The sequence below is a fragment of the Actinomadura sp. NPDC048032 genome, assembly GCF_040653175.1.
GTDB classification, from domain to species: Bacteria; Actinomycetota; Actinomycetes; order Streptosporangiales; family Streptosporangiaceae; genus Spirillospora; species Spirillospora verrucosospora.
The window spans coordinates 1-10,863 of record NZ_JBEZJP010000278.1 but is presented as its reverse complement, the minus strand read 5'-3'; the positions used below and the strand labels follow the sequence as shown (position 1 = coordinate 10,863).

Here is a 10,863-nt window from a genome sequence, read left to right as displayed (position 1 = left end):
GCCTCGCCTGGGAGACCGGGCAGGCGATGGCGGACTCGCTCCTGGAGCGCTACCGCGCCGACCACGGGGAGTGGCCGCGCTCGGTCGGGCTGTCGTCGTGGTGGACGATCGACGCGTACCTGATCGTCCTGGCGTCCCTGCTGCTGCTCTCCGGCTCGACCGCCGACAGGATCGGGCGGCGCCGCGTGTTCCAGACGGGGCTCGCGCTCTTCTCCGTCGGGTCGGTGCTGTGCAGCCTCGCGCCGTCGCTCGGCTGGCTCGTCGCCGCCCGGGTGGTGCAGGCGGTCGGCGGGTCGATGCTCAACCCCGTCGCGATGTCGATCATCACGAACGTGTTCACCGGGCCGCGCGAGCGGGCCCGCGCCATCGGCGTCTGGGGCGCCGTCGTCGGGCTCAGCATGGCGATGGGACCGCTGGTGGGGGGAGTGCTGGTCGACTCGGTCGGCTGGCGGTCGATCTTCTGGTTGAACGTGCCGATCGGGCTCGCCGCGCTGGTGCTGACCGCGCTGTTCGTCCCCGAGTCGCGCGCCCCGCGCCCCCGCCGTCCCGATCCGCTCGGCCAGATGTTCATGATCCTGCTGCTCGGGACGCTGACCTACGCGATCATCGAGGCGCCCGGCCGCGGCCTGGCCGACCCCGCCGTCTCCGGCGCCGCGATCGTCGCCGCGGCGTCCCTCGCCGGGTTCGTCGTCCACGCGCTGCGCACCCCCGAGCCGCTGATCGACCTGCGCTTCTTCCGCAGCGTCCCGTTCTCGGGCGCGACCGTCATCGCGGTCAGCGGGTTCGCCGCGCTCGGCGGATTCCTCTTCCTCAACACCCTCTACCTGCAGAACGTGCGCGGGCTGTCGGCGCTGCACGCGGGGCTGTTCCTGCTGCCCATGGCGGCGATGACCGCCGCGTCCGCCCCGCTGTCGGGACGGCTCGTCGGCGGCCGCGGCCCGCGGCTCCCGCTCCAGATCGCGGGGGCGGCGATGCTCGCCAGCGGCCTGCTGTTCGCCGCGTTCGACGCCGAGACCAGCGACGTCACGCTCTTCGCCGCGTACGTGCTGTTCGGTCTCGGGTTCGGCATGCTGAACTCGCCCATCACGAACACCGCCGTGTCGGGCATGCCGCGTGCCCAGGCGGGCGTCGCCGCGGCGGTCGCCTCCACCAGCCGGCAGATCGGGCAGGCGCTCGGCGTCGCGGTGATCGGAGCCGTGCTCGCCGCCGGGACGTCCGCGGCGCACCCCGCAGCGGACGCCTTCGTGTCGGCCGCCCGACCGGCATACTGGATCCTCGCCGGATGCGCCGGCGCCGTCCTGGTGCTCGGCACGGCCACCACGGGCCGGCGGGCCGCCCGCAGCGCGGCGCGCACGGCCGGCCTGTTCGGCGGCGACGAGACGGCGCCGGACGCACGCGATGTGACGGGAGCGAGTGCGCGATGACCGAGCCCGCAGTCCAGCACGCCGACGCCGCCGCGCGGGCGTGGCACAACCTGCGGGTCCTGCTGCACGAGCGCGGCGACCGGCGGCGGGAGGTCACCGACGCGCTCGGCATGAGCTTCTTCCGGGTCAAGGCGCTGCGGTACGTCGCCGCGGCCAGCGCGCCGCTGACGCTGCGCGACCTCGCCGAGAGGCTCCTCACCGACCGCCCCTACGTCACCCTCGTGGTGGACGACCTGGTCGGGCGGGGCCTGGTCGAGCGGACCGAGAACCCCGCCGACCGCCGATCCAAGATCGTGACCGCGACGGCGGCGGGGCGGGCCGCGGCGGCCGAGGCCGAGCGGATCCTGGACACCCCGCCGCCGTCGCTCTACGACCTCCCGGCCGAGGACCTCGCGGTCCTCGACCGGGTCGCGGCGCGCCTGGTCTCCGAAGGCTGACCGCGGGCCGGGCCCCGCGTCCCGGCGACCCTCAGGCCCCGGCCGGGACCTTGTACTTCCCGGCCGCCTCCGACTCCGTGGGCTGCCGCTCGACCACCAGCCCGCCGAGCGCCTTGGCGTCCGTCCGCAGGATGTAGGTCTTGCGGGTCCCGGGCTCGTCCACCTTGGAGAAGTCCATCGGCGTGCCGTAGCCGCCGTCGTGGGCGGTGGTGGACCGGTGCGCGGTGATCAGTCCCTCGCGGGTGAGGTCCTTGGCCGCGCACGCCTTCTTCAGCCCGTCCGCGAAGATGACCGCGCCCGTGTACCCGTTGACGACGGCGCTGTCGCGCGGCTGCCCCGGGTACTTCTTCCCGTAGTCGTCCGCCAGCTTCTTGATCGGCGCCAGGTCGGACGAGATGGGCGCGCCCGCGCTGGCGAGGTAGAAGTCCTTCAGCAGCGCGGGCGCGGCCGCGGTCTGCAGGAGCTGCGGGGAGAACCCGGAGTTGCTCGCCACGATCGGCGCCGCCATGCCCTTGGCCCGGGCGAGGCCCGCAAGCGACGCCGACTGCCGGGGCCCGGCGCTCATCAGGATCGCCTTGACGCCCGCGCTCTTCAGCGCCGCGACCTGGGCGGACATGTCGTTGTCGGTCGCCTTGATCTTCTGTTCGACGAGCGTCAGGCCGAGCTCGCCCGCCGCGTACTTCGCCCCGGCGAGCGCGCTCTCGCCGTAGTCGCCCTCGAAGTACACGTGCCCGACCTTGTCGCCCCTGGCGATGCCCTTCTCCCGGGTGAGGAAGTCCAGGGCGTTGATCATGTCGACGTCGTAGGTGGTGCCGGTGACCTGGATGTACCTGCTGCCGAGCAGCGTCGTCGACCAGGCGTTCGGGATGACGAACATCTTGTCGGCCTCGATGCGGCCCTTGAGCGCCGTCACCATCGGCGAGCCGACGAACTGGGCGAGCCCGATGACGCTCGACTGCATCTCGCTGTACCCGGCGACGGCCTTCTGCACGTCGTAGCCGTGGTCGCGGACGACCAGCTCGACCTTGCGCCCGCAGACGCCGCCCTGGGCGTTCAGCTGCTCGAAGTACATCCGCTGCGCCTGGGTGAGGCTCTTGCCGAGCGGCGCGTACACGCCGGTCAGGTCGGTCTCGACGCCGACGCGGATCGTGCCGTCGGTGACGCCGGGCCCGGTCTTCACACCGTCCGAACCGGTGCCGCCGGACCCGCCGGACGCCTTGCCGCTGCAGCCCGACGCCATGCCCAGCGGCAGCGCCACGGCAAGCGCGACCACGGCAAGACGCGCCGGACCGAACCTGGGGATGCGCTTCATATCGCTTGCTCCTCTTGCTCGAATCGGGTGAGGGGACGGGAGGCCCGGCGCCGGGACGCGGCGGTGCGCAGCCGCGTCCACGCCCCGGTCAGGCCGCCGGGGAGGAAGAGCACGACGGCGACGACGGCGGCGCCGTACAGGATCCGGGCGGCCTCGGCGGGGGAGACGCCGCCCGAGCCCGGGGCGGCGACGAGGGGCAGGTCGTCGCCGAAGCGGGTGAGGAGCTGGGGCAGGACGGAGACGAACACCGCGCCCGCGACGGCCCCGGCCGCGGTGCCGAGCCCGCCGATGACGATCATGGCGAGGTAGTCCAGGGACAGGAACATGCCGAAGTAGTCGGGGACGGTCCGCCGGAACGCCAGCGCGAGCAGCGCCCCGGCCGCGCCCGCGTACATCGACGACAGCACGAACACGCCGGCCCGGTAGCGGGCCACCGGGACGCCCATGACCGCCGCCGCGACCTCGTGGTCGCGGACGGTGTTGAGGGCCCGCCCCGGCCGTCCGCGCAGGATGCCGCGCGCGATCCACACGGCCGGGGCCAGCAGCGCGACGGCGAGGAACCACAGCCGCTCCAGCGCGCCGAGCGGGACGGCGAACACCACCAGCTCCGGGGCGTCGTCGAAGCGGAACCCGGCGATCTCCAGCGGCGGGACGTCCCGGCCGTTGAACCCGCCGGTGACGCTCTCGGCGTTGAACAGCAGGTGCTGCCCGATGAAGATCAGCGCGAGGGACGCGATGCCGAGGTAGGTGCCGCGCAGCCGTCCGGCGATGGGGCTGAACAGCCCGCCCGCGACGCCCGCGAGCAGGATCGCGCCGAGGAACGCCAGCGGGGTCGGCAGCCCGAGGCCCGCGAGCTTCGGCCCCGGGCCGGACGCCAGGTAGACGTACCCGTACGCGCCGACCGCGAGGAAGAAGGCGTGCCCCATCGACAGCTGCCCGGTGGCGCCGGTCAGCAGGTTCAGACCGATCGCGCCGACCGCCGCCGACATCGCGAACAGGCCCGTCTGGAGCCAGAACGCGTCGAGGTAGAACGGCAGGGCCAGCAGGACGAGGGTGGACGCGGCGGCGGCCGCGTACCGGATCCGGGCGTCAGACACGCGACAGCTCCCTCGTCCCGAACAGCCCGGCGGGACGCACGAGCAGCACCGCGAGCATCACCAGGAACGGCGCCACGTCGCCGATGCCGCGCCCGAGGAACGCCAGCTCGCCCTGGTAGCCCGTCACGAGCGACTCGGTGAGCCCGACGGCGAGGCCGCCGACGAGCGCGCCCGTCGTGGAGTCGAGGCCGCCGAGGATCGCGGCCGGGAACGCCTTCATCGCGGCGAACGAGGTGGCGCGGTCGAGGCCGGGGGTGGGGAACACGGTCAGGAACAGCGCCGCCACCGCCGCGAGCGCCCCCGCGATCGCCCACGCGGCGAACGACACGCGGCCCAGCCGGACGCCCATGAGCGCGGCCGTCTCGCCGTCCTCGGCCGCCGCCCGCATCGCCACCCCCCAGGGCGTGAGGCGGAACGCCAGCAGGAACGCGGTGATCAGGACGGCCGCGGTCGCAAACGCGGCGATCCGCGTCTGCGCGATGCCGACGCCCGCGACCTCGACGATCCCGTCGCCCCACGGGTCGCCGAGCGACAGGACCCGGGTGCCGATCTCCCGCGTCAGCGCGGTGGTCAGCACGATGTCGACGCCGATCGTGACGATCGCCAGCACGGACCGGTCCTCCACCCGGGCGCGCCGGAGCACGAGCAGCTCCACCAGGGCGCCCGCGGCGGCCGCCGCGGCGACGCCCGCGCCGAGCGCCGGCAGGAACCCGATGTCGTCGTGCAGCACCGCGGTCACGTAGCCGCCCGCCAGCAGCAGCGAGGCGTGCGCGAAGTTGACCACCTCGGTGGCCCTGAAGATGATCACGAAGCCGAGGGCGATCAGCGCGTACACCGACCCCGCCGAGACCCCGTTGACCACCAGCTCGATGAACGTGCTCAAGGATTTCCCTCCGATTCGGGGGCGCCCGCGGGCGCGTGCGCGGCGCCGAGGTAGGCGCGGATCACGGCCGGGTCGCGCTGCACCGCCGCGGGCGCGCCGCCCGCGATGCGCCTGCCGAAGTCCAGGACGGTGACCTCGTCGGCCAGCCGCATGACCATCCCCATGTCGTGCTCGACCAGCAGGACCGAGAGGCCGAGGTCGGCGCGGGCGCGGAAGATGACCTCGGCCATCCGCCGCCGCTCCGCGCCGTTCATCCCGGCCACCGGCTCGTCCAGGAGCAGCAGCCGGGGCTCCATCGCGAGCGCGCGGGCCAGCTCGACCCGCTTGCGCACGCCGTAGGACAGCAGCCCGACGGGCGCGTCGAGGTGCTCGGCGACGCCGACGAACGCGGCGATGTCGCGGACCCGGTCCCGGTGCCGCGCGTCCTCGCGGCGCGCCCGCGGCAGCCGCAGGCCCGCCGACACGAACCCGGCCCGGGTGAGGCGGTGCCGCCCGAGCATGAGGTTGTCCTCGACGGACAGGTGCCGCGACAGCGCGATGTTCTGGAACGTCCGGGCGACGCCGAGGCCCGCGATCCGGTGCGGCGGCAGCGCGGTCAGCTCCGCCCCGCCGAACCGCACGCTGCCCTCGCTCGCCCGGTAGACGCCGGACAGGACGTTGAAGCACGTCGACTTGCCCGCGCCGTTCGGGCCGATGAGCGCGTGGACGCTGCCGGGCTCGACGGAGAAGCCCACCCCGTCCAGCGCGGTCAGCCCCGCGAACCGCACCGTGAGCCCGCTGACGCGCAGCTCGCCCGCCTCCGCGTCGCTCATCCGGCGGACCACCGCTCCAGCGAGGGCCCGTCCCCGGCCTCGGGGGCCGCGGCGTCCGCGCCGCCGGCGCCGAGGTAGCGGCGCCTGACCTCGTCGCTCGCCGCCAGCTCCGCCGACGGCCCGCGCAGCGTCACCGCGCCGACCTCCAGCACGTGCGCGGACGACGACAGCTCCAGCGCCAGCGCCGCGTTCTGCTCGATCAGCAGGATCGCCGTGCCCTGCAGGTTGATCTCCCGGACGGTCTCGGCGATGCGCTCGGCCATCATCGGGGCGAGCCCGAGCGTCGGCTCGTCCAGCAGCAGCACGGCCGGGCACGCCATCAGCGCCCGCCCGATCGCGAGCATCTGCTGCTCACCGCCCGACAGGAGCCCCGCCCGCTGGCGCGCCCGCTCCGCCAGCAGCGGGAACAGAGCGAGCACCCGCGCGCGGGCCTTCGCGGCGTCGGACCTGCTCGGCGCGCCGAGCGCGCCCGCCCGCAGGTTCTCCTCGACGCTGAGCCGGCCGAACACCCGGCGGCCCTCCGGAACCTGCACGACCCCGGCCGCCACGACGGTGGCGGGGTGCAGGCCGACCAGGGACCGCTCGCCGAGCCGGACCGTGCCCGCGTCCACCGCGCCGCGGTGGAACGGCAGCGTGCCCGAGATCGCGCGGAGCAGGGTCGTCTTGCCGGCCCCGTTCGCGCCGAGGACGGCCGTGACCGATCCCGCCGGGACGTCCAGCGAGACCTCGCGCAGGGCCCGCACCGCCCGCCCGTAGGTCACCGACAGCCCGCGGACCGCGAGGGTCCCGTTCGCCATGCGCCCCTCCAGAAGTTCGTGTGACCGGCACCCCAGCACGGGGCCCCGACCTGCGTCCACGGGCCGCGGGCAAGACGGGGCGAGGGTCCAATCGAACGTCGTTCGGGTTGTGCGGGGAGCACAGTGCGGGCCGATTCGGGTGAGTGTTCGACCTTCTGGGGGTCCGCGCGCGTATGACCCGTCATGAGGCAGACGGCAGGGAACCGTTCGCGGCGGTGCGCCGCCCTCGCCGGAGCGCTCGCGCTGGCCGCGCTGACGGGCGCCTGCGAGTTCCAGCCGGCGGCCGCGGGACCCGGCGCCCGCCCCGCGGCGCAGAGCACCCGGGCCGCGTCCCGCGCGCCCGCCCCGGCTGCGTTCGACGAGCGCGGGTTCCTGGAGGACGTCCGCACCGCCGAAACGCTCACCGACGACTTCTGGCGGCGGCACTGGAACCGCCTGTTCACGGGGGAGTACAGCTCACCGCGCGTCGTCGGCCTCTACGACGGACGCGATCCGGCCTCAGCGCCGGTCTGCGGCCGCGAGCGCTTCGAACCCGACAACGCGGCCTACTGCCCCTCCGGGGACTTCGTCGCCTGGGACGCCCACCTGATGCGGTCGGGGTACGCGCGCGGCGACGCGTGGGTCTACCTCGTGATCTCGCACGAGTGGGGCCACGCCGTCCAGAACCGGCTCCGGCGCGGCCTGGTGTCGCCCGCCGCGGAGCTGCAGGCCGACTGCCTCGCGGGCGCCGCCCTGTACGGCTCGTCCGACGACGGCACGCTGCGGTTGGAGGACGGCGACGAGCAGGAGCTGGTGGACGCCTTCGCGGTCATCGGCGACCGGACGCCGTGGACCAGACCCGGCGACCACGGCTCGGCCGTCCAGCGGCTGCGCGCCTTCGCGCGCGGCGGCGAGAACGGCGTGCGGGCCTGCTTCACCTGAGGCGGCGCTCCACCGACTCGACCTTGGCGTCGAGGGCGCCGGTCACGCCGGGGCGGATGTCGGCCTTGACGACCAGGCTCACCCGCGGCGCCCGCGCCGCGACCGCGTCGGTGGCGGCCTTCACCACGGCCATCACCTCGTCCCACTCGCCCTCGATCGTGGTGAACATGGCGTCGGTCCGGTTGGGCAGTCCGCTCGCCCGCACCACCCGGACCGCCTCGGCGACGAGCTCGCCGACCTCCTCGCCCGCGCCGAGCGGGGTGACCGAGAACGCGACGAGCATCGCGCACCTCCAAGACTAGGGTTGGACGACCTGCCGTACCACGATCTCATCCAGCCGGCGCTCGACGACCACCCCCACCGGCCAGTCGCGCACGAGGCAGCGCAGCAGGGCCGCCTCGTGCTCGGCGAAGGAGGGGTCGCAGCCCTGCTGTTCGAGGCTGGAGCGGATGGCCAGGACGTAGTCGGCGTCGGTGAAGCCCGGGATCTCGCGGACCATCGCGGTCGTGGTGGCGCGATGGGAGTTGAGCCCGGCGAAGGAGCGGCCGCATCCGCAGCCGCCGTCGGGGTCGTCGCGGTCGCGGGCGCACACCGTCCCGATGTGGACCAGCTCGCCTTCGACGCACCAGTCGAAGTCGTTGCCGCGGAATCCCTGGCTGGAGTTGGTGGCGGTGAGAAGTTTCAAGGCCATGCCCCCCTCGGCTCGTGGACGCCGGACCACCGTACGACGAGGGTCTGACGTAACGTCGGGAACATGAGCGAAGACGACGACGTCCTGCTGCACCGCGACGGTCCCTTCACCACGATCACGATGAACCGGCCGCGCCGCCGCAACGCGCTCTCCCGCGCCTTCCTCCTCCGCCTCACCGAGGCGTTCCGGGAGGTGGGGGACACCGACGCCCTCGGCGTGGTCCTCGCCGCCAACGGTCCGGTCTTCTCCGCCGGGCACGACTTCGCCGACATGGCCGGCGCGTCCCACGCCGACGCCCGCGACCTGCTGCGGGTCTGCACGGACCTGATGCGGACGATCCAGTCCGTCCCGCAGGTGGTGGTGGCCCGCGTGCACGGCCTCGCGACCGCCGCCGGCTGCCAGCTCGTGGCGAGCTGCGACCTCGCCGTCGCCGCGGAGAGCGCGGGGTTCGCCGCGCCCGGCGGCAAGGGCGGCTGGTTCTGCCACACGCCCCTGGTGGCGATCTCCCGCAACGTCGGCCGCAAGCGCGCCGCCGAGATGGCCCTCACCGGCGAGGTCGTCGACGCGGCCACGGCCGCCGAGTGGGGACTGATCAACTACGCGGTCCCCGACGACGAGCTCGACAAGGCCGTCGACGACCTCCTTCGGCGCGCCACCCAGGGCAGCCCGCGCAGCAAGGCCCTCGGCAAGCAGGCGATGTACGCCCAGTTCGACCGCCCCGAACAGGACGCCTACGCCTACGCGATCGAGGTGATGGCCGCGTCCAGCCAGACCCCGGAGGCGCAGGAGGGGATGGCGGCGTTCCTGGAGAAGCGCCGCCCGGAGTGGCCCGCGTAGGGCCTCGGAAGAGGGCTCGCTCCGCTCCGGGAACGGTGTGCCGCCATGGGTAGGGCGGGCGGGACTCGAACCCGCGACCGGGAGATTATGAGTCTCCTGCTCTGACCAGCTGAGCTACCGCCCCAGGCGCATCCCCGGACCGGCCGGGGCGTCGCCGGGTGCAATCTTAGCGGCGGCCGTTTCACCGGGGCCACCGCGAACCCCGATGTCCCACACCCGCACCGCCCACGACGTCCTACCTGAGGGGGTGGGATGTCATACCTGGTACCGAGTGACGGGTGGTGGTACCCGTCGGTAGGGTCCCGCGTATGTCCAGACGCATCCTCGCTCTCGTGCCCGTCCTGCTCGCGCTGGTGTTCGCCGGCGCCTGCGACGGCGGGTCCGGCGGGCCCGCGAAGAAGGCCGACTTCGACGCCGCGCAGACGCTCCGCCAGGCCGCGCAGGCCATGGGGGGCCTCAAGAGCGTCGCGTTCACCCTGGAGTCGGAGGGCACGACGCCGGTCATGGTGAAGGGCGGCGACATGAAGCTGCTCCGCAGCGGCGACGCCGAGGGGACGCTGGCGGTGGAGCAGCAGGGGCAGAAGGTCGAGATGAAGGTCGTCGCGGTCGGGGACAGCATCTACCTCGACGCCGGGACCGGCGGCTGGCGCAAGCTGCCCAAGGGCCTCGCGGCGAGCGTGTACGACCCGTCGGCGGTGCTCGACCCGCAGCGGGGGATCGCGAAGCTGCTGACGTCGGCGCAGGGGCCGTCGCCCGAGGCGGTGGAGAAGGTGGACGGCAAGGAGGCCTACCGGGTGGCCGCGAAGCTGCCCAAGGACCAGGTCGCCGGCCTGATCCCCGGCATCGGGGAGGACATGGACGGCCAGGTGTGGGTGAGCAAGGCCGACCACCGGCTGCTGAAGGTGCGGGGGACGTTCCCGAAGGACAAGGGGTCGGTGACGATCAGGTTCACCGGGTTCGACGCCCCGTACAAGATCAGCGCGCCGCGGTGAGCGGGCGTCGCCGGGTCGCGATCGGCGCCGGCGGCGCGGTGGTGCTGCTCGCCGCGCTGGACGCCTACGTCGTCACGACGATCCTGGTGCCGGTGGTCAAGGACCTCGGGATCCCCGTGAACCGGCTGGAGCGGGTGACGCCGGTCCTGACCGGGTTCCTGCTGGGATACGTGGCGGCGATGCCGCTGCTCGGGCAGTTGTCGGACCGGTTCGGGCGGCGGCCGGTGCTGCAGGCGTGCCTGGTGTTCTTCGCGGCCGGGTCCGTGGTGACGGCGCTGGCGCACGGCGTCCCGGTGCTGACGGCGGGACGGGTCGTGCAGGGCGTCGCGGGCGGCGCGCTGCTGCCGGTGACGATGGCGCTGGCCGGCGACCTCTGGGAGGAGCGGCAGCGGCCGGTCGTGCTCGGCGCGGTGGGGGCGGCGCAGGAGCTGGGAAGCGTGCTGGGCCCCCTGTACGGGGCGGGGATCGCGGCGGCGCTCGACTGGCGGGCGATCTTCTGGATCAACCTGCCGCTGGTCGCGGTCGCCATGGTGGCCGTGCAGGTCGCGGTGCCGGGCGGGCGCGGGTCCGGCCCAGAAATGAGCGAAGCGAACCGGGCGCCACCCGCGACGACTGGACCGACTGGCGCTGGACGGAGACCGTCGTCCACACCAACGCGCG

13 protein-coding genes and 1 tRNA gene are annotated in these 10,863 nt (G+C 74.1%); 6 read left to right on the top strand and 8 right to left on the bottom strand.

Annotated elements, in window-relative coordinates:
* The coding region (locus AB0C69_RS28730; protein WP_360358298.1) for a DHA2 family efflux MFS transporter permease subunit at window positions 1-1,424 on the top strand (1,424 nt) is incomplete at its 5' end.
* Window positions 1,421-1,861: a MarR family transcriptional regulator gene (locus AB0C69_RS28725; protein WP_345174558.1), complete on the top strand. Its 441-nt coding sequence runs from the start codon at window positions 1,421-1,423 to the stop codon at window positions 1,859-1,861. The genes AB0C69_RS28730 and AB0C69_RS28725, both read left to right, overlap by 4 nt.
* Window positions 1,862-1,892: 31 nt before the next feature.
* On the opposite strand, the gene AB0C69_RS28720 is transcribed toward AB0C69_RS28725, so the two are convergent.
* From AB0C69_RS28720 to AB0C69_RS28700, 5 genes are read right to left on the bottom strand one after another with little or no spacing between them, the layout of a single operon-like run.
* Entirely contained in the window at window positions 1,893-3,173 is a 1,281-nt protein-coding gene (locus AB0C69_RS28720) for an ABC transporter substrate-binding protein (RefSeq protein ID WP_360358297.1), read from the bottom strand.
* Entirely contained in the window at window positions 3,170-4,270 is a 1,101-nt protein-coding gene (locus tag AB0C69_RS28715) for a branched-chain amino acid ABC transporter permease (RefSeq protein ID WP_360358296.1), read from the bottom strand. The genes AB0C69_RS28720 and AB0C69_RS28715 overlap by 4 nt, the downstream gene beginning before the upstream one ends.
* Window positions 4,263-5,153: a branched-chain amino acid ABC transporter permease gene (locus AB0C69_RS28710; RefSeq protein WP_353832372.1), complete on the bottom strand. Its 891-nt coding sequence runs from the start codon at window positions 5,151-5,153 to the stop codon at window positions 4,263-4,265. Before AB0C69_RS28710 ends, AB0C69_RS28715 begins: the two co-directional genes overlap by 8 nt.
* The gene (locus tag AB0C69_RS28705) at window positions 5,150-5,965 is read right to left on the bottom strand and encodes an ABC transporter ATP-binding protein (protein WP_360358295.1); all 816 of its coding nucleotides are present in this window, start codon (window positions 5,963-5,965) and stop codon (window positions 5,150-5,152) included. Before AB0C69_RS28705 ends, AB0C69_RS28710 begins: the two co-directional genes overlap by 4 nt.
* Window positions 5,962-6,762, bottom strand: a complete 801-nt coding sequence (locus AB0C69_RS28700) for an ABC transporter ATP-binding protein (RefSeq protein WP_360358294.1) — start codon at window positions 6,760-6,762, stop codon at window positions 5,962-5,964. Before AB0C69_RS28700 ends, AB0C69_RS28705 begins: the two co-directional genes overlap by 4 nt.
* A gap of 183 nt (window positions 6,763-6,945) precedes the next feature.
* Here AB0C69_RS28700 and AB0C69_RS28695 point away from each other — a divergent pair, with 183 nt between their 5' ends.
* Window positions 6,946-7,683 carry a hypothetical protein gene (locus tag AB0C69_RS28695; protein ID WP_360358293.1) on the top strand — a complete coding sequence of 246 codons (738 nt, stop codon included), beginning with the start codon at window positions 6,946-6,948 and terminating at the stop codon, window positions 7,681-7,683.
* Here the strand turns inward: AB0C69_RS28695 and AB0C69_RS28690 are convergent.
* Both AB0C69_RS28690 and AB0C69_RS28685 read right to left on the bottom strand, forming a co-directional pair.
* Window positions 7,676-7,966, bottom strand: coding sequence for an MTH1187 family thiamine-binding protein (locus tag AB0C69_RS28690; RefSeq protein WP_141577257.1), 291 nt, complete (start codon window positions 7,964-7,966; stop codon window positions 7,676-7,678). The two genes, AB0C69_RS28695 and AB0C69_RS28690, sit on opposite strands and share 8 nt — an antisense overlap.
* 15 nt (window positions 7,967-7,981) lie before the next feature.
* Window positions 7,982-8,374, bottom strand: coding sequence for a hypothetical protein (locus tag AB0C69_RS28685; RefSeq protein WP_185023356.1), 393 nt, complete (start codon window positions 8,372-8,374; stop codon window positions 7,982-7,984).
* 63 nt (window positions 8,375-8,437) lie between these two features.
* On the opposite strand from AB0C69_RS28685, the gene AB0C69_RS28680 reads away from it, so the two are divergent.
* Window positions 8,438-9,211, top strand: coding sequence for an enoyl-CoA hydratase-related protein (locus AB0C69_RS28680; protein WP_345174577.1), 774 nt, complete (start codon window positions 8,438-8,440; stop codon window positions 9,209-9,211).
* A 50-nt stretch (window positions 9,212-9,261) separates the two neighbouring features.
* Here the strand turns inward: AB0C69_RS28680 and AB0C69_RS28675 are convergent.
* Window positions 9,262-9,335: transfer RNA gene (locus AB0C69_RS28675), tRNA-Ile, on the bottom strand.
* 184 nt (window positions 9,336-9,519) lie between these two features.
* On the opposite strand from AB0C69_RS28675, the gene AB0C69_RS28670 reads away from it, so the two are divergent.
* Window positions 9,520-10,203, top strand: a complete 684-nt coding sequence (locus tag AB0C69_RS28670) for an LppX_LprAFG lipoprotein (protein WP_360358292.1) — start codon at window positions 9,520-9,522, stop codon at window positions 10,201-10,203.
* A partial coding sequence (locus tag AB0C69_RS28665) for an MFS transporter (protein ID WP_360358291.1) occupies window positions 10,200-10,863 on the top strand: 664 nt, incomplete at its 3' end. The genes AB0C69_RS28670 and AB0C69_RS28665, both read left to right, overlap by 4 nt.